The sequence below is a fragment of the Methylobacterium sp. Leaf104 genome (assembly GCF_001422885.1).
Classification (GTDB): Bacteria; Pseudomonadota; Alphaproteobacteria; order Rhizobiales; family Beijerinckiaceae; genus Methylobacterium.
On the sequence record NZ_LMMZ01000011.1, the window covers coordinates 18,790 to 38,039 of the forward strand.

General features: G+C 72.2%; 17 protein-coding genes and 1 pseudogene. 9 read left to right on the forward strand and 9 right to left on the reverse strand.

Annotated elements, in window-relative coordinates; translation table 11 throughout:
* Positions 1-16: 16 nt before the first annotated feature.
* From xdhB to ASF49_RS09365, 8 genes are all read right to left on the reverse strand, one after another.
* Positions 17-2,377, reverse strand: coding sequence for a xanthine dehydrogenase molybdopterin binding subunit (gene xdhB / locus ASF49_RS09330; RefSeq protein WP_056471182.1), 2,361 nt, complete (start codon positions 2,375-2,377; stop codon positions 17-19).
* Positions 2,370-3,866, reverse strand: a complete 1,497-nt coding sequence (gene xdhA / locus ASF49_RS09335) for a xanthine dehydrogenase small subunit (protein ID WP_056471185.1) — start codon at positions 3,864-3,866, stop codon at positions 2,370-2,372. The genes xdhB and xdhA overlap by 8 nt, the downstream gene beginning before the upstream one ends.
* 134 nt (positions 3,867-4,000) lie before the next feature.
* The gene (locus ASF49_RS09340; protein WP_056471188.1) at positions 4,001-5,077 is read right to left on the reverse strand and encodes a BMP family ABC transporter substrate-binding protein; all 1,077 of its coding nucleotides are present in this window, start codon (positions 5,075-5,077) and stop codon (positions 4,001-4,003) included.
* 32 nt (positions 5,078-5,109) lie between these two features.
* A complete protein-coding gene (locus ASF49_RS09345) occupies positions 5,110-6,036 on the reverse strand; it encodes an ABC transporter permease (protein WP_056471192.1) in 927 nt (308 codons plus the stop codon).
* Complete coding sequence (locus tag ASF49_RS09350) at positions 6,033-7,109, reverse strand: ABC transporter permease (RefSeq protein WP_056471195.1); 1,077 nt, start codon at positions 7,107-7,109, stop codon at positions 6,033-6,035. The genes ASF49_RS09345 and ASF49_RS09350 overlap by 4 nt, the downstream gene beginning before the upstream one ends.
* Complete coding sequence (locus ASF49_RS09355; RefSeq protein WP_056471198.1) at positions 7,099-8,703, reverse strand: ABC transporter ATP-binding protein; 1,605 nt, start codon at positions 8,701-8,703, stop codon at positions 7,099-7,101. The genes ASF49_RS09350 and ASF49_RS09355 overlap by 11 nt, the downstream gene beginning before the upstream one ends.
* A gap of 1 nt (position 8,704) precedes the next feature.
* Positions 8,705-10,066, reverse strand: coding sequence for an 8-oxoguanine deaminase (locus tag ASF49_RS09360; protein ID WP_056471201.1), 1,362 nt, complete (start codon positions 10,064-10,066; stop codon positions 8,705-8,707).
* 89 nt (positions 10,067-10,155) lie between these two features.
* On the reverse strand, positions 10,156-11,157 hold the full coding sequence (locus ASF49_RS09365; RefSeq protein ID WP_243214732.1) for a hypothetical protein: 1,002 nt from the start codon (positions 11,155-11,157) through the stop codon (positions 10,156-10,158).
* 303 nt (positions 11,158-11,460) lie between these two features.
* On the opposite strand from ASF49_RS09365, the gene ASF49_RS09370 reads away from it, so the two are divergent.
* The 6 genes from ASF49_RS09370 (at position 11,461) to hpxZ (ending at position 16,814) form a co-directional block, all read left to right on the forward strand.
* On the forward strand, positions 11,461-12,201 hold the full coding sequence (locus ASF49_RS09370) for a GntR family transcriptional regulator (protein WP_056471204.1): 741 nt from the start codon (positions 11,461-11,463) through the stop codon (positions 12,199-12,201).
* 164 nt (positions 12,202-12,365) lie between these two features.
* The gene (locus ASF49_RS09375; RefSeq protein ID WP_056471207.1) at positions 12,366-13,040 is read left to right on the forward strand and encodes a cysteine hydrolase family protein; all 675 of its coding nucleotides are present in this window, start codon (positions 12,366-12,368) and stop codon (positions 13,038-13,040) included.
* An 84-nt stretch (positions 13,041-13,124) separates the two neighbouring features.
* Positions 13,125-14,741 carry a hypothetical protein gene (locus ASF49_RS09380; RefSeq protein ID WP_056471209.1) on the forward strand — a complete coding sequence of 539 codons (1,617 nt, stop codon included), beginning with the start codon at positions 13,125-13,127 and terminating at the stop codon, positions 14,739-14,741.
* Between the two features lie 59 nt (positions 14,742-14,800).
* The gene (locus ASF49_RS09385; RefSeq protein WP_056471212.1) at positions 14,801-15,001 is read left to right on the forward strand and encodes a DUF4089 domain-containing protein; all 201 of its coding nucleotides are present in this window, start codon (positions 14,801-14,803) and stop codon (positions 14,999-15,001) included.
* A complete protein-coding gene (locus ASF49_RS09390; protein ID WP_082511057.1) occupies positions 14,998-16,422 on the forward strand; it encodes an AtzE family amidohydrolase in 1,425 nt (474 codons plus the stop codon). Before ASF49_RS09385 ends, ASF49_RS09390 begins: the two co-directional genes overlap by 4 nt.
* An 11-nt stretch (positions 16,423-16,433) precedes the next feature.
* Positions 16,434-16,814, forward strand: a complete 381-nt coding sequence (gene hpxZ / locus ASF49_RS09395) for an oxalurate catabolism protein HpxZ (protein WP_056471242.1) — start codon at positions 16,434-16,436, stop codon at positions 16,812-16,814.
* A gap of 20 nt (positions 16,815-16,834) precedes the next feature.
* On the opposite strand, the gene ASF49_RS09400 is transcribed toward hpxZ, so the two are convergent.
* On the reverse strand, positions 16,835-17,404 hold the full coding sequence (locus ASF49_RS09400) for a hypothetical protein (protein ID WP_056471215.1): 570 nt from the start codon (positions 17,402-17,404) through the stop codon (positions 16,835-16,837).
* A 239-nt stretch (positions 17,405-17,643) separates the two neighbouring features.
* Between ASF49_RS09400 and ASF49_RS24310 the strand changes: the two genes are divergently transcribed.
* The 3 genes and pseudogenes from ASF49_RS24310 to ASF49_RS09410 form a co-directional block, all read left to right on the forward strand.
* Positions 17,644-17,903, forward strand: a 260-nt coding sequence (locus ASF49_RS24310) for a dTDP-4-dehydrorhamnose 3,5-epimerase family protein (protein WP_162240965.1), incomplete at its 3' end; no start/stop codon positions are given.
* A gap of 1 nt (position 17,904) precedes the next feature.
* A pseudogene (locus tag ASF49_RS23595) lies at positions 17,905-18,297 on the forward strand (dTDP-4-dehydrorhamnose 3,5-epimerase family protein); the annotation flags it as partial.
* A 154-nt stretch (positions 18,298-18,451) separates the two neighbouring features.
* Positions 18,452-19,250 (forward strand): dTDP-glucose 4,6-dehydratase (locus ASF49_RS09410; RefSeq protein WP_056471222.1); only part of this gene is annotated, 799 nt, incomplete at its 3' end.

Genomic DNA, 19,250 nt, shown 5'->3' on the forward strand with positions numbered 1-19,250 from the left:
TCCGAGGGGCCGGAGCTCACGGCTGCGCGGACGGGGCGTGTTCGGCCAGCGCCCGCATCCGGTCGACGGCGTCGAGGACGCGCTCGGGCGTCGCCGGGGCGTCGAGGCGGGGACAGTGCCGATGACCGGCGACGCTCGCCACCGCGTCCGACAGGGCGTGCAGGCCGGCGATGCCGAGCATCAGGGGCGGCTCGCCCACCGCCTTCGAGCGGTAGATCGTCTCCTCGCGGTTCTCGTTCTCGTAGAGCGCCACGTTGAAGATGCGCGGACGGTCGCCGCAGGCCGGGATCTTGTAGGTGGAGGGCGCGTGGGTGCGTAGGGCGCCCTTGCCGTCCCACCACAATTCCTCGGTGGTGAGCCAGCCGAGCCCCTGGATGAAGCCGCCCTCGATCTGACCCTTGTCCACGGCCGGGTTCAGGGAGCGGCCGCAATCGTGGAGGATGTCGGCCCGCTCGATCCGGTACTCGCCGGTCAGGGTGTCCACCGCCGCCTGCACGCAGGCCGCGCCATAGGCGAAGTAGTAGAACGGGTGGCCCCGGCCCGCGTCCCGGTCCCAGTGGATGGTGGGCGTCCTGTAGAAGCCCGTGGCGGAGAGCTGGATGCGGGCGAGGTAGGCCTTGTGGATCAGCTCGCCCCAGGCGATCTCCTGGTTTCCCACGCGGACCCGGTTGGGCAGGAACAGCACCGTCTCGGGCTGCACGCTCCAGGCTTCCGCCGCGAAGGCGACGAGGCGGCCCTTCAGGGTCTGGGCGGCGGCGCGGGCCGCCATGCCGTTGAGGTCGGCCCCCGAGGAGGCGGCGGTGGCCGAGGTGTTGGGCACCTTGCCCGTCGTGGTCGCGGTGATGCGGACGCGGTCGGCGTCGATCTGGAATTCCTCGGCCACCACCTGCGCCACCTTGACGTAGAGCCCCTGGCCCATCTCGGTGCCGCCGTGGTTCAGGCCGACCGAGCCGTCGTTGTAGATGTGCACCAGGGCGCCGGCCTGGTTGTAGGCCGTGGAGGTGAAGGAGATGCCGAACTTCACCGGCGTCAGGGCGATGCCGCGCTTGATCACCGGGCTCGTCGCGTTGGCCGCGTGCAGGGCGGCGCGGCGGCCGGCATAGTCGCAATCCGCTTCGAGTCTGCCCACCAGGTCCCGGATGCAATTGTCGGAGATCGTCTGGTGGTAGGGCGTGACGTTGTCGGTCTCGGTGCCGTAGAAATTGCGCTTGCGCACCTCGAGCGGATCGAGGCCGCAGGCATAGGCCACCTCCTCGATCACCCGCTCGGCCGCCACCATGCCCTGGGGTCCGCCGAAGCCCCGGAAGGCGGTGTTGGATTGGGTGTTCGTGCGGTAGGGCCGCGAGGTCAGGTGCACCGCCGGGTAGTGGTAGCAATTGTCGGCGTGGAACAGCGCCCGGTCGGTGACCGGCCCGGACAGGTCGGCGGCCCAGCCGCAGCGGGCGGCGAGTTGCATGTCGACGGCGAGGATCTTGCCGTCCGCGTCGTGGCCCACGAGGTAGTCCACCTCGAAATCGTGGCGCTTGCCGGTGATGACCATGTCGTCGTCGCGGTCGGGCCGGATCTTGGCGGCGCGGCCGGTCTTCTTGGCGACCAGCGCGGCGACGCAGGCGAACAGGTTCGACTGGCTCTCCTTGCCGCCGAAGCCGCCGCCCATCCGGCGGACCTCCGCCGTCACGGCGGAATTCACCGTGCCGAGCACCTTGGCGACGAGGGCCTGGGCCTCGGAAGGGTGCTGGGTCGAGGTGTGGACCGTGACCTCGTCGTCCTCGCCCGGGATCGCCAGCGCGATCTGGCCCTCAAGGTAGAAGTGCTCCTGGCCGCCGATGGCCATGCGCCCCCGGACGATGCCCGGAGCCTCGGCGAGCACCGCGTCGGAATCGCCGCGCGCCAGGGTCATCGGCGGCCAGACCAGCGTTCCGTCGGCGCGGGCCTCGCGGTAGGTCAGGATGGGGGTGAGGTCCTCGTAGGCGACGACGGCGAGGCGCGCGGCGCGGCGGGCGGCGTCCCGGGTCAGGGCCGCCACCGCGAAGATCGGCTGGCCGAGATAGGACACCGTGTCCTCGGCCAGCATCGGCTCGTCGTCCCGGTGCGAGGAGGAGATCTCGTTGACGCCGGGCACGTCGGCGGCCGTGAACACCGCCACCACGCCCTCCGCGGCGCGCACCGGGGAAAGGTCCACCGAGGCGAGGCGGGCATGGGCGCGCGCGCTGAGTCCCAGGCAGACGTGGAGCAGGCCGGCCGGCTCGGCCGCGTCGTCGATGTAGACCGCCGAGCCGCTGACGTGGCGCGCCGCGCTGTCGTGGATGCGCGGCGTGTGGGCTCCGCCCGCGATCCGGTCGCCCGCCCTGGGGGCAGGGGGCGCGCGATCAGGCATGGGCCAGGGCTCCGACGGGAGCCAGACGGGTCTCCGGCGCCCGCGGCGCGGCCTCGTGGATCAGGCGCTCGATGAGGTTGCCGGCGACCCTGAGGCGGTAGGCGGCCGAGGCCCGCATGTCGGTGAGCGGGGTGAAGTCCCGGGCCAGCGCCGCCTTGAAGGCCGGGACCACGGCCGCGTCGAGGGGGTGGCCCACCAGGGCGGCCTCGGCCTGCGCGGCCCGTTTCGGAGTTCCCGCCATGCCCCCGTAGGCGATGCGCGCTTCTGCGACGAGGCCGCCGTCGAGGGTCAGGCGGAAGGCGCCGAGCACGGCGGAGATGTCCTCGTCGAAGCGCTTCGAGACCTTGTAGACCGCCAGGCGCCCCCCCCGCGGCAGCGCCGGGACGGTGACGCCGGTGACGATCTCGCCGGCGGCCCGATCCTGGCGGCCATAGGCGACGAAGAAGGCTTCGAGCGGCAGGTCGCGGGTGCCGCTCCGGCTCGCGAGATGGAGCGTGGCGCCCAGCGCGATCAGGGCGGGCGCCGCGTCGCCGATGGGCGAGCCGTTGGCGATGTTGCCCCCGAGCGTCCCGGCATTGCGGGTCTGGGCCGCGCCGTGGCGCCGGAACAGCTCGCCGAGATCCGGATGCAATTCGGCGAGGGCCGCGCCGGCCGCCGCCAGGGTCACGCCCGCGCCGATGCGCAGGCCCTGCGGCGTTCGCGCGATGGTCGCGAGGTCGCGCACCCGCCCGAGCCAGATCACCGGGTCGAGCACGCGCAGGCCCTTGGTCACCCAGAGGGCGACGTCGGTGGCGCCGGCCACGATCGTCGCCTCCGGATGCTCGGCCACGAGATCCACGAGGGCGCGGGTGGTGGCGGGCGCCAGGAAGCGGCCCTTCGGCCCGGAGACCGCCACGGTCTCGTCGTCGCGCAGGGCCAGCAGCCGGGCGAGGGTGTCGTCGTGGGCGGCGTCGAAGGCGTCCGCCTCGGGAGCGGCCAGCGCCCGCTCGGCGGCGCGCACGATGGGGGCATAGCCGGTGCAGCGGCAGAGATTGCCGGCGAGCGCGTCGTCGATGGGGCTCGGCGAGACCCAGACCTCACCGGCCGCCGCGGGCAGGTCCTTCGTCAGGGCGAAGAGCGACATCACGAAGCCCGGCGTGCAGAAGCCGCATTGCGAGCCGTGCTCCTCCACCATCAGGCGCTGCACGGGGTGCAGGGTCCCGTCGGCCGCGCGCAGGTGTTCCACGGTCAGGAGCTGGCAGCCGTCGAGCATGCCCAGGAACGTGATGCAGGCATCGACGGTGCGGTAGCGCAGACGCTCGGCGCCGACCGGGCCTTCGGGACGCACCACGACCACCGTGCAGGCCCCGCAATCGCCCTCGTTGCAGCCCTCCTTGGTGCCGATCAGCCGCTCGGACCCGCGCAGCCAGTCGAGCACGGTCAGGGTCGGGTCGCAGGCCTCGATCGTGCGCGCCTCGTGGCCGAGGAGGAAGCGGATGGCGTGTCTCATGCGGCCTCTCATGGTGGAACGCGGATCCCTCTCCCCGGAGCGGGAGAGGGGAGCACCGGGTCCGGAGACGTCCCCCCGCTCCCGGTCGCTCCGCGACCGCCCTCAGCCGCGAAGGGGGAGGGTTCTCGATCCGCCTATTGCGGCGGCTTGTCGTCGATGCCCTTCACGTACCAGTTCATGCCCAGGATCATCGGATCGGGCGCGTTCTCGCCCGCCTTCACCACCTCGGTGCCGTCCTGCTTGAACACGGGGCCGTGGAACGGGTGCAGCGTGCCGTCCGCGATCGCCTTCTTGCTGGCCTCGGCCTTGGCCTTCACGTCGTCGGGCATGTTGGCGAAGGGCGCCAGCACGACCATGCCGTCCTTGATGCCACCCCAGGTGTCGTGGCTCTTCCAGGTGCCGTCGAGGACGGCCTTGGCCTCCTGGATGACGTAGCCGTCCCAGTCGTCGACGATGGAGGTCAGCTGGGCCTTCGGGGCGAAGCGCATCTGGTCGGAGGATTGTCCGAAGGCGAGCTTGCCCTGCTTCTCCGCCTCCTGCAACGGCGCGGCGGAATCGGTGTGCTGCGACAGGATGTCGGCGCCCTGGGCCAGCAGGGCCTTCGCGGCCTCGGCCTCCTTGCCCGGGTCGAACCAGGTGTTCACCCAGACGATCTTGAGCTTGATGTTGGGATTCACGGACTGGGCGCCGAGCATGAAGGCGTTGATGCCGCTCACCACCTCGGGGATCGGGAACGAGGCGATGTAGCCCAGCGTGCCCGTCTTCGAGAGCCGTCCCGCGATCTCGCCGCAGATGTAGCGGCCCTCGTAGAACCGGGCCGAGTAGGTCGAGACGTTCGCCGCGCGCTTGTAGCCGGTGGCGTGCTCGAACTTCAGCTTGGGGAATTTCTTGGCGACCTTCAGGGTCGGCTCCATGAAGCCGAACGAGGTCGTGAAGATCAGGCCGTGGCCGGAGCGGGCCAGACTCTCGATCGAGCGCTCGCTGTCGGCCTCGGGCACGTTCTCGAGGAAGCTGGTCTCGACCCGGTCGCCGAGCGCCGCCGCCAGGGCCTTGCGGCTCTGGTCGTGCTGGAACGAGTAGCCGTAATCGGCCACCGGGCCGACATAGACGAAGCCGACCTTCAGCTTCTCGCCGGGCTTCTTCTCCTGCGCCTGCGCTCCACCGATCCCGAGGGCGAGAACGGCCAACAGGGCACCCTGCACAATCCGCATCGATCCGATGTCCTTCAAGGTGTGACGCACGCCTAGCGGTGCGGGGTGAAGACCCGGCCGAGGGCCGCCGGGGCGAGGGAGCCGCCCTGCCGCCTGCCGAGGGAGAGCAAGACCAGGGCCAGGATGGTGGCCAGGTAGGGCAGGGCGGAGAGCGCCTGTCCCGGCAGGCCGAGACCGGCGGCCTGAGCATGGAGCTGGAGCACGGTGGCGCCGCCGAAGAGCATCGCGCCGGCCAGCACCCGCAGCGGGCGCCAGGAGGCGAAGACCACGAGGGCGAGGGCGATCCAGCCGCGCCCGGCCGTCATGGCGGGCGCCCAGAACGGCGTGTAGGCCAGGGACAGGTAGGCCCCTGCGAGACCCGCGCAGGCGCCCCCGAACAGCACGGCGAGGAAGCGCGCCTTGCGGACCTTGAGCCCGAGGGCATGGGTGGCGGTGTGGTCGTCGCCGATGGCCCGGAGGATCAGGCCGGCGCGGGTCCGCCACAGGAACCACCCCACGCCCGCCACCAGCGCGAAGGCGAGGTAGACGAAGCCGTCCTGCCCGAAGAGCAGGCGGCCGATGCCGGGCAGGTCGGTGAGGCCGGGAATCCGGAGATGCGGCGCCGGCTCGCGCTTCAGGCCCACATAGGAGGCGCCGACGAGGCCCGAGAGCCCGAGACCGAGGATCGTCATGGCGAGGCCGGAGGCGACCTGGTTGGCGCTGAGCACCACCGTGAGGATGCCGAACAGGGCCGAGAGGGCGAGGCCCGCGCCGGCGCCGGCGGCGGCGCCCACCAGCGTCGAGCCGGTCTCCACCGCCACCGCGAAGCCGGTGGCCGCGCCCAGCACCATCATGCCCTCGACGCCCAGGTTGAGCACGCCGGCCCGCTCGGCGACGAGTTCGCCGAGCGCCGCGATCATCAGCGGCGTGGCGGCGGCGACGATGGTGACGAGCACCATCTGGACGATGTCGAGGCTCACGCGGCGGCTCCCGGCACGAGGCGGACCCGATAGCGCGACAGGGCGTCGGCCCCGAGCACCAGGGCGAGCAGAAGGCCCTGGAAGGCCCGGGTCAGGTCGAGGGGCAGCTTCAGGTCGATCTGCGCGCCCTCGCCGCCGATGGTGGTCAGCGCGATGACGAGGGCCGCCACCAGGATTCCCGCCGGGGAGAGCCGGCCGAGGAAGGCCACGATGATGGCGGTGAAGCCGTAGCCCGGCGAGATCGAGGGCTGGAGCTGGCCGATCTTGCCCGCCACCTCGGCGATCCCGGCGAGCCCCGCCGCGCCCCCGGAAACCGCGAAGACCGCGAGCGTCAGGCGGGCGTCGCTGAAGCCGGCGAAGCGCGCCGCGCGGGGGCTGGCGCCCACCACCCGCACGGTGAAGCCGAACAGGGTTCGGGCGAGCACCAGGGTGGCGACGACGATGGCGGCGAGGGCGATCGCCACGCCGGCATGCAGGGTGTCGCCCTCCATCAGGTAGGGCAGGCGGGCGGCGTCATCGAAGGTGACGCTCTGGGGGAAGTTGAAGCCGGCCGGATCGCGCAGGGGACCGCGCGCCATGTAGTCGAGGAGCAGTTCGGCGACGTAGACCAGCATCAGGCTGGTCAGGATCTCGGAGACCCCGAGGCGGACCTTGAGCAGGGCCGGGATCAGCCCGTAGAGCATGCCCGCGAGGGTGCCGACGACGAGCATCAGGGGCAGCACCCAGAGGGTGTTGCCGGCAGCCCCGTGGGTGGCGACGCCGATCCAGCCGCCGAACAGGCCGCCGACCACGAACTGGCCCTCGGCGCCGATGTTCCAGATGTTGGCGCGAAAGCAGAAGGCGAGGCCGGTGGCGATGAGGGCGAGGGGCGCCGCCTTCAGGGCCACCTCCTGGAGGGACCAGACCTCGCTCAAGGGGGCCACGAAATAGGTGACGAAGGCGGCGGCCGGGGAGCGGCCCATGGCGGCGACCACGAGGCCCCCGACCACCAGGGCGGCGGCGAAGGCCAGGACGGGCGAGAGCGCGTCCATCAGGGCCGAGCGGTCGGTGCGCGGCGTCAGGTCAATGCGCATGGGTCGGCTCCCGGGCGAGGTCCGGGGTGATCGCCGCCGGCGGCGGGGCCGGGGGCACCGGCTCCCCCCCGCCCATGAGCAGGCCCAGGGTCTCGCGGGTGGTCTCGGCGGCCGGCACGGCCGGCGACAGGGCGCCGTCGTGCAGCACGGCGATGCGCCCGGCGATCTCGAACAATTCGTCGAGGTCCTGGCTGATCACCAGGACGGCGGCGCCGCGCCCGGCCAGATCGAGGAGCGCCTGCCGGATATGGGCGGCGGCCAGCGCATCGACCCCCCAGGTCGGCTGGTTGACCACGAGGATGCCGGGCTCGGCCAGGATCTCGCGGCCCATCAGGTACTTCTGCAGGTTGCCGCCCGACAGGGTGCCGGCGGCGGGGTCGGGTCCGGCCTTGCGCACGTCGAAGGCGCCGATCACGGCCTGGGCCAGGGCCTTCGCGGCGGCGCGGCGCAGGATTCCGAAGCGGCTCAAGCCGGCCGTCGCGTGGCGCGACAGGATGGCGTTGTCGGACAGGCTCAGGGTCGGGGCCGCGCCGTGGCCGTTGCGCTCCTCCGGCACGAAGCCGGCTCCGCCCCGCCGCCGGGCCGTGATGCCGAGGCGCCCGGACGCGACGCCGTCGAACCGCACCATCCCGGGCTCGGGCGCCAGGGCCTCGCCCGAGAGCGCGTCGAACAGTTCGGCCTGGCCGTTCCCCGCGATGCCCACGATGCCCACGATCTCGCCGCCGCGCACGGTGAGCGAGACGCCGCCGAGAGCGGTGCCGTGCAGGCCCGGGGCGGCGAGGGTGAGCCCGGACAGGACCAGGCGCTCGGGCCCGGCCAGCATCCCCGAGGGCGGCTTCACCTCGCCCACCTGCGCGCCCACCATCAGGGCGGCCATCGAGCGGGCGGTCTCGGCGCGCGGGTCGCAGGTGCCCACCACCCGGCCGCCGCGCAGGATGGTGGCGCGCGCGCAGAGCCGGCGCACCTCGTCGAGCCGGTGCGAGATGTAGAGGAGCGCCCGGCCCTCGTCCCGCAGGCGCTCCAGCACGGAAAACAGCAGCTCCGCCTCGCCCGGCGTCAGCACCGAGGTCGGCTCGTCGAGGATCAGGAGCTTGGGATCCTGCAGCAGACAGCGGATGATCTCGATGCGCTGGCGCTCGCCGGCCGAGAGCGACCAGACCGGACGGTCGGGATCGAGATGCAGGCCGTAGGTGGCGCCGACCGCGCCGATGCGGGCCTTGAGGGTGCCTCCGCTCAGGGCCGGGGGCATCACCAGGGCGATGTTCTCGGCGACGGTGAGATTCTCGCACAGGGAGAAGTGCTGGAACACCATGCCGATGCCGAGCGCCCGGGCCGCCTCCGGATTGCCCAGACGCACCACGTCGCCGCGATGGGTGACCACCCCCTCGGTGGGCTCCAGGAGCCCGTACAGGATCTTCATCAGGGTCGACTTGCCGGCCCCGTTCTCGCCCAGCAGGGCGTGGATCTCGCCCGCACGGATCTCGAGGTCGACCCCGTCATTGGCCGTGAAGTCGCCGAAGCGCTTGACGATGCCGTAGGCGCCGAACAGGGGCGTCGGCCCCTCCGTCCGTCCCGGGGGCGCGACGGGCGCCACCCTAGAGCGTCCCGAACAGCGTGCGGGCGAGGCGGGTATGGGCCTCGCGCAATTGCCCGGTCTCGATTCCCAGGGGCTGGCCGTCGACCACGCGCCAGGCGCCCGCCACCATCACCCGGTCGGCCCGGTGGGCGCCGCAGAGTACCAGGGCGGCCAGGGGATCGTGCGCACCGGAGAAGCGCAGTTCGTCGAGGGTGAACAGCGCGAGGTCCGCCTCGCGGCCCTCCGCGATCCGGCCGATGTCGCTGCGCCCGAGGCAGGCGGCGGAGCCCTCCGTCGCCCAGCGCAGGGCGTCGAGATGGGTCACGGCCTCGGCCCCGTAGGTCAGGCGGTTGATCATCAGGGCGTGGCGCACGCCCTCCATCAGGTTCGAACTGTCGTTGGAGGCCGAACCGTCGACGCCGAGGCCGACGGGGCTGCCCGCCGCCTCCAATTCGCAGGTCCGGCACTGGCCCGAGGCCAGGGTCATGTTCGAGGTCGGGCAGTGGCACACGCCGACGCCGGCCGCCCCGAGGCGCCTCACCTCGGCATCGTTGAAGTGGATGCCGTGGGCGAGCCAGGTGCGCGGCCCCAACCAGCCCACCTCCTCCAGGTAGTCCACCGGGCGCTGGCCGAACATCGCGACGCAGTAGCGGTCCTCGTCGAGCGTCTCGCCGAGATGGGTGTGCAGGCGGCAATCGTGGGCGTCCGCCAGCGCCGCGCTCTCGCGCATCAGGCGCTTCGTGACGTTGAAGGGCGAGCAGGGGGCCAGCCCGATCTGCACCATCGCGCCGGGCTTCGGGTCGTGGAACAGGCGCAGGACCCGCTCGCTGTCGGCCAGGATGGTGTCGTCGTCCTGCGTCAGGCATTCGGGGGGCAGGCCGCCGTCGCGCTCGGACAGGCTCATGGAGCCGCGGGTGACGAAGGCGCGGATGCCGAGCGGCCCGGCCTCCTCGACCTGGATGTCGACGGAGGATTCGAGCCCCTTGGGGAAGAGGTAGTGGTGGTCGCCCGCCGTGGTGCAGCCGGAGACCAGGAGCTCGGTGTAGGCCAGCCGCGTCGCCAGCCGGAACGCCTCCGGGGTTATGCGGTCCCAGACGGTGTAGAGCGCCTTCAGCCAGGGGAAGAGGGGCTTGTTGATCGCCACCGGATGGGCGCGGGTCAGCGTCTGGAAGAAGTGGTGGTGGGTGTTGACGAGGCCCGGGATGACCACGTGGCGCGCGGCATCGAAGGTCTCGTCCACCGGGGCGGCGGGCGCCGCGCCCGCCCGCACCCGCTCGACGATGCGGGTGCCCTCGACGACGAGGCCGCCGCCGGAATCCTGGGCCAGGATCGCCAGAGGGTTGCGGATCCAGAGACGCTTCAATGGGCTGCCTTCGACCATTCTGTCCGTCTTCTCCTCAAGGTCCGCGCGCGCCGGCGCGGACATCCTGCATGGCGAGCGAGGATCGGTCGACGCGAGGCACCCGGCTCCTACAGCACGTGGAAGGCGACACCGGCCAGGAAGCTCTTCTCCTCGGTGCCCTTGAAGTTGAAGCGCTCGATGTTGCCGAACTTGTTGTGCCAGTACTGGAACCCGACGAACACATCGACGCGGTTGGGCTGATCGTAGATCAGCTTGCCCACGTCGAGAACCAGGTTGGTGCGCGACAGGAACTCCAGGCCCGTCTTCGGATTGAAGGCGAAGGCCCCCGGATCGCTCACGCCCCGTCCCTTGGGCAGGACGATGTTGTTGAAGCCCGCGATGCTCAGGGGCAGGCCCGTGAAGGTCAGCGGAAAATTGTAGACGATCTCGAACTCCGGCACGACGTCGAAGCTGACGTCGCGGTTGGGCGCCACGTTGAATCCGTTGCGGTTCCACTCCTTGTAGGCGTGCACCGAGGCGTTGAGGAAGCCAGCCGGCACGTCGAAGGCGAAGTTCAAGCCCCCCACCACGTCGCGCTTCTTCGAGCCGAAGGCGTCGTTCTGCGCGTTGGCGTCGAAGCCGAAGGCCAGCGACACGTCCTTGACGATCCCGGGCACCACGAAGGCCTTGGTGCCGGTGAGCGCGTTCAGGCTCAGCGTGCCGCGGTAGAGGCCGTAGGCCTCGGTGTTCCCGTAATCGTAGAAGGTCGGCACCCCGAAGCCGTCGGTTCTGCCGGCCGGGAACTGGGCGCCCGACTTCAGGATGTCGAGGGAGAAGAAGTTCGTCCCGTACTCCCAGGCATCGGCATGGGAGATATTGAGGATGTGCTTGGGCGCGTCCTGGTTGCGGAAGCTGCCATCGGCCCGCTGGACCTGGCTGCCCGGGTTGGCCGCCGGGAACTGGTAGCGGTAGCTCACCTGCGTGTCGGAGAACAGGAAGAAGGCGGAGGGGACCTCGGCGGGCGCCACCGGAGCCTTCTCGCTCTTCAGATCGGCTCCGGCGGCCGGCGCGAGGGCGGAGAGGCCCAGGGCCGCGGCCGCCATGGGCAGAGCGAACTTCGTGATGGTCATGTCGTCCCCCGGAGGCTTGCTTGCCCGTCGGGAGCGCACTGCAGCAACCGTTATGCCAGCGCGCGAGCCATCCGGGCGTTGGTTCGCGCCGGGGACAAATCTGCAACAATCGCATCGGCCGCGCCCGGGCGGCGGCGGCGGCCTCCCCGTTTCGGGGCCGGAACAGCCGGAACCGCGCGGGACCGGGACCGAATCGCCGCTTCCGCCGGCGCGGCGCCCTGGTGCTTCGCGAAACCCGCACTAGGATGCGTCCACGACCTCCGGCTTGCCTCGTGGCCGCGAAGGCGAGTCCATCGAGAGCCCGTGCCCGCGTCCCAAACCCGTGCCGAACGCCTGGCGGACGCGATCGCCGGCGACATCCTCGCAGGAACCCTCGCACCGGGCGTTCATCTCGACGAGCAGGTCCTCGCCAGGCGCTTCGGCGTCTCGCGCACGCCGGTGCGCGATGCCCTGCGCCTGCTCAGCGGGACCGGATTGATCGACCTTCGCCCCCGCATCGGCGCCACGGTGCGGACGATCACGCCCGACGAGCTCGACATGCTCTTCATCGCCATGGGCGAGGTCGAGGCGACCTGCGCGCGCCTCGCCACCCTGAGCATGACCCCCGCCGAGCGGGCCGCCCTGCAGAACCTGCACGAGGCGATGGGCCGCCTCGCCGAGGCGGGCGACCGGGAGGGCTACGCCGACGCGAACCAGACGTTTCACGGCGCCCTCTACACGGGCGCGCACAACAGCGTCGTGGAGGAGATCGCCATCTCTCTTCGGCAGCGCCTCACGCCCTATCGGCGGGCACAGTTCCGGGCACCCGGGCGCCTGCAGCGCTCGCATGCGGAGCACGGTGCCGTCGTCCGCGCCGTGCTGTCGCGGGATGCGTCCGCGGCGAACGCCGCCATGCTGATCCACATGAGCATCGTCGAGGACGCGTTCGAGACCGTGGACGCGGTCCCGGCCCAGGACCGTGCGACGGCCCGCGAGGCCCCGGACCGGCGGAAGCGTCCGGCCGACGAACCGGCCGGCCTCCGCCTGGAGCGGCTGCGCCGCTGACCGCGCCGTCGAATGTCGCAGCCTGCCGGACAACGAGGCAGGATCGGGCATAATTTGGGCGTGTCGAGCGGCACCGGTGCATACATGATCGGGGCAGATTCGCGGTCGGGCGCAGCCTCTGCACGCCCGTCGCCGGGAACGACCCTCCGACCCGGTGCCCCGGCATGTCCCAGATCCTCGCGGCCGAACCCGCCCCCCTGCCCATCGATCCCGCGACCACGGCGCTGGTCGTCATCGACATGCAGCGCGACTTCCTGGAGCCGGGCGGCTTCGGCGAGACCCTGGGCAACGACGTGTCGCTGCTCCAGGCGGCCGTGCCGCCGATCCGCGCCGTCCTCGCCGCCGCGCGCCGGGCCGGACTCCTCATCGTGCATACACGGGAGGGTCACAAGCCGGATCTCTCCGATGCGCCGCCGGCCAAGCTGGAGCGGGGCGAGCCCTCCGCGCGGATCGGCGCGCCGGGTCCGATGGGCCGCATCCTGATCCGGGGCGAACCGGGCCACGGCATCGTCCCCGAATTGGCGCCGATGCGGGGCGAGGTGGTCATCGACAAGCCGGGGAAGGGCGCCTTCTACGCCACCGATCTCGGGGCGGTCCTCGCCGCCCGCGGGATCGGCACCCTGCTGGTCTGCGGGGTCACCACCGAGGTCTGCGTCCACACGACGATCCGCGAGGGCAACGACCGCGGCTATCGCTGCGTGGCGATCGGGGACGGGTGCGCCTCGTACTTTCCCGAATTCCACCGGGTCGGCCTCGCGATGATCGCCGCACAGGGCGGCATCTTCGGCTGGGTCGCCGCCTCGTCGGCGGTGATCGCGGTCCTCGGCGCCGCGCGCTGAGCGCGGGGCCGGCGCCCGACCGAAACCACGTCCAGGCACGCGCAGGCACGCGGGAGCGGCACACCAGCAGGAAGGACCCAGGTCATGGCGGCGGACACACACGGGACGGGGCCGGCGACATCCGGCATCGGCGGGCGCTTCCGTCCGGGGCTCTGGGTGCCGGGCGACTGGAACGCCTTCTTCGGCTTCGGCACCAACATCCTCGTCAACCTCCTGGTGCTCACCGGCCTCCTGCGCTTCGTGCTCGGCATGCCCGACGCGATCACCTTCGGGCGCATCCTGCCGGCCATCGGGCTGATGCTGTGCCTCTCCACGGCCTATTACGGCTGGCTCGCCTACCGGCTCGCCGAGGCGACCGGGCGCGACGACGTCTGCGCGCTGCCGTCGGGCATCAGCGTGCCGCACATGTTCATCGTGGTCTTCGTGATCATGCTGCCGATCAAGCTCGCCACCGGCGATCCGCTGAAGGCCTGGGAGGCGGGCCTCGCCTGGGTCTTCATCCAGAGCTTCATCCTGATGATCGGCGGATTCGCCGCCCCGGTGATCCGACGGATCACCCCGCGGGCGGCGCTGCTCGGCACGCTGGCCGGCGTCTCCGTCACCTTCATCGCCATGCGCCCGGCCCTCGAACTCATCACCACCCCGGTGATCGGCGTCGTGGCCTTCGCGATCATCCTGCTCGCCTGGTTCGGGGGCCTGCGCTACCCGGGCCGCCTGCCGGCGGGCCTGGTGGCGATCCTGTTCGGGATGGTGGTGGCCTGGGGGGCCAAGCTGTTCGGCCTCGATATGGGCGGCGTCAGCGGCCCCGGCCTGGCGGCGGCGTTCCAGGGCATCGGCTTCTCGGTGCCGCTGCCCGCCGTCGGTCACGTCTTCTCGGGGTTCGACTTCATCGGGATGATCCTCGTGACCGCGATCCCGTTCGGCATCTACGACCTCGTGGAGGCCATGGACAACGTCGAGAGCGCCGAGGTGGCGGGGGACCCCTATCCCACCACCCGCGTGCTCACGGCCGACGGCGTCGTCAGCCTGATCGGCTGCCTGATGGGCAACCCCTTCATCAACGCGGTCTATATCGGCCATCCCGGCTGGAAGGCGATGGGCGGGCGCATCGGCTATTCCTTCGCCACCGGGGCGGTGGTCCTGCTCCTGTGCTGGCTCAACCTGGTCTCGCTGCTCTCCAGCCTCGTGCCCGTGGTCGCGATCGCCCCGATCCTGCTCTACATCGGCATGCTGATCGGCGCGCAGGCCTTCCAGGAGACGCCCCATTCCCACGCGCCGGCCATCGTGCTCGCCTTCGCGCCGCACCTGGCCGCCTGGGCCAAGACCCTGATCGACGGGGCGCTGGGCGCGGCCGGCACCAGCGCGGCGGCGGTGGGCCTCGCCAAGCTGGGGCAGGCGGGGGTGCTCTACGAGGGCCTCGGCGTCCTCGGCGAGGGCGCGATCCTCGGCGGGCTGATCCTCGGCGCCATCGCGGTGTTCATCATCGAGCGCGACTTCGCCAAGGCGGCCGCCTTCGCCCTCGCGGGGGCGGCGCTCACCTTCTTCGGCTTCATGCACGGCCCCGCCGTCGGCATCGCGGTCACGCCCGGCCTGGCGCTTGCGTACGCGATGGTGGCGGCCCTGCTCTACGCCGCGGCGCGCTCCACGGCGACCGCACCCGCCGGGCCGCCCTCGACACACGCCGCCGTGCCGGCAGAATAGACACCGCTCCGCGTGGCCGGGAGTCCGGCCCCGCGGAGGGACATCTCGGGAGGACGCCCATGTCGGAGCCCAACGACCCGCCGCCCGGCGGCCTCGACGCCTATATCGACGCGGCGGCCGGGCTGCTCGCCATTCCCCTCGATCCGGCCTGGATCGGCGCCATCGGCAGCAACCTCGCGGTCCTGCGCGCCGCGGCCGACCACGTGGCCGCGTTTCCCCTGCCCGACGAGGCGGACGCCGCCCCGGTCTACGAAGCATGAGCGGTTCGGACACGATGCCAGACCCGCGGCCCGATCCGAGCACGCTGACGGCCGAGGCGCTGGCGACGGCGTTTCGCGACGGAACCACGACCGCCGCCGCGAACGTCGCCGCGACCCTGGCGCGCATCGCGCGGGTCGACGGCGCGGTGAACGCCTTCACGGACGTGCTGGCGGAGCGCGCGCGGACCCGCGCCACGGCCGTTGACGCGGCCCAGGCCCGCGGCGAGCCGGCGGGGCCTTTGGCCGGCGTGCCCTTCGCGGTCAAGAACCTGTTCGACATCGCCGGGCTGCCGACCCGGGCCGGCGCGAAGATCAACCGCGACCGCGCCCCGGCGGCCCGCGACGGCGCCCTGGTGCGCCGGCTGGAGGCGGCGGGCGCGATCCTGGTCGGCGGCCTCAACATGGGCGAGTACGCCTACGACTTCACCGGCGAGAACGTCCATGACGGGCCGACCCGCAACCCGCACGCGCTGGGCCACATGTCCGGCGGCTCGTCGGGCGGCTCCGGCGGGGCCATCGGGGCCGGCCTGGTGCCGCTCGCGCTGGGCTCCGACACCAACGGCTCGATCCGGGTGCCCTCCGCCTTCTGCGGCTGCTTCGGCCTCAAGCCCACCTACGGGCGCCTGACGCGGGCGGGCAGCTTCCCCTTCGTCGGCAGCCTCGACCATCTCGGCCCGATGGCCCGCAGCGTCACGGACCTCGCCCTCGGCTACGACGCCATGCAGGGGCCGGACCCGGACGATCCCGTGGCCACGACGCGGGCCGCCGAGCCGGTCCTGCCCGGCCTCGGCGAGGGTCTCGGCGGCCTGCGCGTCGCGGTGGCGGGCGGCTACTTCGCCCGCGGCGGAGACCCCGAGGCCTTCGCGGCGGTGGCCGTGGTGGCCCGAGCCCTCGGCGCCGCGCGCACGGTCGAGATCCCGGAGGCGGCCCGCGCCCGGGCGGCGGCCTATCTCATCACGGCGGCCGAGGGCGCGGCCCTCCATCTCGAGCGCCTGCGCACGCGCGGGCACGACTTCGACCCGGCCGTGCGCGACCGGCTGATCGCCGGGGCCATGATCCCCGCCCCGCTAGTCGAGCGGGCGCAGCGCTTCCGCCGCTGGTACCGCTCCGCCGTGCACGCGCTGTTCCGCGAGGTCGACGTGATCCTGGCGCCCGCCACCCCGTGCCGTGCGCCCCGCTCGGGGCAGACCAGCTTCGTCCTCGACGGGGTGACCCTGCCGGTGCGGGCCAATATCGGCGTGTTCACCCAGCCGATCTCCTTCATCGGCCTGCCGGTGGTGGCGGTGCCGGTGCGCCTCGACGACGGCCTGCCGCTGGGCGTCCAGGTCATCGCAGCCCCCTGGCGCGAGGACCACGCCCTGCGGGTGGCCCACCAGCTGGAGCGGGACGGTGTGGTCCAGGCCCCCGTGGCGAACCTGTGAGCGAGGCCGCGATGATCATCGACGATCCGGCCGTGAAGGCCGAGGTGGCGGCCGCCTTCGCGGCCTACGAGGCGGCCCTGGTGGGCAACGACGTGCCGACCCTGGAGGCCCTGTTCCACGACGATCCGCGGACGATCCGCTACGGCGGCGGCGAGAACCTCTATGGGATGGACGCGATCCGGGCCTTCCGCCGGGCGCGCGCGCCCGAGGGCCTGGCCCGCGCGCTCAGGGACACGGTCATCACCACCTACGGTGCCGATACCGGGATCGCCATGACGCTGTTCACCCGGCCGGGCGCGCCGGGCCGCATCGGGCGCCAGAGCCAGACCTGGATCCGCTTTCCCGACGGCTGGAAGGTGGTCGCCGCCCATGTCAGCGTCATCGAGGGCTGATCCGTCGGCGGGGCGGCGGATCAGGCGCCGTCGAGCGCCTTGGACAGGCGGCGCACGCGCCCCCCGCGCTTCTCGTAGGCGAAGAGCGCAGCGAGGCTCTGTCCATCGGGCGCGGCGGCATCGGCCGGGGTGCCTTCCCAGTCCGCCTCAGGCGTCGGGGCCTCCGTCCCGGACGGGGCCGTGCCGAGGGGCGGCAGGCGCAGGCCGGCACGCCGAACCACCTCCCGGTCCCGCTCGATCTGCGCCGCCGTCTCGGCGTCGGTCAAGACCAGCGCGGAGGCGCCGTCCCGGAACCGGATCTCCACGGACCAGGCCGGCCGCGCGTCGCCGCCGAGGACGTCGAGGCCAGCCTGCGCGACGGCAGCGGCGAGGCCCAGCGGGTTCGGCAGAGGGCCGGTGGCCGCCAGGGCCTCCCGCAAGCCCCGCGCGATGCCGCTGCGCCGCGGGGCCTGCCGCTCAGGCGGCGCGAGGACCAGGGCCTCCAGGTCCTCGACCCCCCGCAGGCTTCCGTCGGGCAAGCCGAAGACGCCGAATTCGTAGGATCCCGGCCCAGGGCCGAAGGTTCCGGCGGTGATCTGAATGGCGATCATCGATACTTTCCGTCCGAGCCGATCCCGATGCCCGGGGGTTGAGAGGTCCATCAACGTCGAACGTCGTCAGGTGTCGCGAGGCCCTGTGTCGGAAACAGGGCGCGCGCCCGGGATCGCATTCGACCTCCGATTGCCGTGGAGCTAGGATCGACGTCGAACAGCCCCCTGCGACCCTTGACAGCTCGGGATCGAGACCGGCCAAGGACGGATCAGGTCCACGCTTTCGAGGTCTTTCCGGCATGCAGGTGATCGAGACGGAGATTCCGGCGGTGCGGCGGGTGGTGCCGACGCGCTTCGGCGATGACCGCGGCTGGTTCTCGGAGACCTACCGGGCCGACATCCTGGCGCGCGCCGGCATCGCGGACGTGTTCATCCAGGACAACCAGTCCTTCTCCGCCCCSCGCGGCACCGTGCGCGGCCTGCACTTCCAGCGCGCCCCCATGGCCCAGGCCAAGCTGATCCGGGTGCTGTCGGGCGCCATCCTGGACGTCGCCGTCGANCGCGGCACCGTGCGCGGCCTGCACTTCCAGCGCGCCCCCATGGCCCAGGCCAAGCTGATCCGGGTGCTGTCGGGCGCCATCCTGGACGTCGCCGTCGACCTGCGCCGCGCCTCGCCCAGCTTCGGCCGGCACGTGGCCGTGCGCCTCGAYGCGCAAGCCGGCGAGCARCTCTACATCCCGGTCGGCTTCGGGCACGGCTTCTGCACCCTGGAACCCGACACCATGGTGGCCTACAAGGTCGCCGGCGGGGTCTACAGCCCCGAGCACGAYGGCGGCCTGCTCTGGAACGATCCGGCCCTCGCCATCGCCTGGCCGGTGAGCGAGGCCGAGGCCCAGCTCTCGGCCAAGGACCGGGTCGCCCCGCGCCTGGCCGATCTTCCGCCGCTTTTCTGAAGCTCYTGCGGCAGACGATTCTGAAGCTCYTGCGGCRRACGATTCTTGCGGCGRACGATTCYTGCGGCGGACGGCCCGGCCGGCGCCGGTCCCGCCGCACCACCCCATCGCCGGATCGTCCRYCGATCCGGCCTCACGAGAGACCCGTCATCCCATGCGCATCTTGGTCACCGGCGGCTGCGGCTTCATCGGATCGGCGCTCGTGCTGCACCTGGTGCAGGCGCTCGGGCACGMGGTGGCGACCCTCGACGCGCTCACCTACGCGGCCAACCCGATCTCGCTCCAGCCGCTGGCGGRCGACCCSMGSCACCGGCTCGTCGAGGCCGACATCTGCGATCCGGGGGCCGTGCACGCCCTCTACGCCGACTTCCGGCCCGAGGCGGTGATGCACCTGGCCGCCGAGAGCCAYGTCGACCGCTCGATCACCGATCCGGGCGCCTTCATCCGCACCAACGTGGTCGGCACCCAGGTCATGCTCGACGGGGCGCGCAGCCACTGGGAGACGCTGGCGGGACCCGAAAAGGCGGCCTTCCGCTTCCTGCACGTCTCCACCGACGAGGTCTACGGCTCGCTGCCGCCCGACGGCTTCTTCACCGARGCCAGCCGCTACGACCCGCGCTCGCCCTACTCGGCCTCCAAGGCGGCCTCCGACCACCTGGCCCGCGCCTGGCACGAGACCTACGGCCTGCCCGTGCTGGTSACCAACTGCTCGAACAATTACGGCCCGCGCCACTTCCCCGAGAAGCTCATCCCCTTGATGATCCTCAACGCGCTGGAGGGCCGGCCGCTGCCCGTCTACGGCGACGGCCTGAACGAGCGCGACTGGATCCACGTGGAGGACCATGCCCGCGGCCTCGTGGCCGTGCTGGAGCGGGGCCGGGTCGGCGAGACCTACCTGCTCGGCGGGCGCGCGGTGCGCAACAACCTCGCCGTGGTCCAGGCGCTCTGCGCCG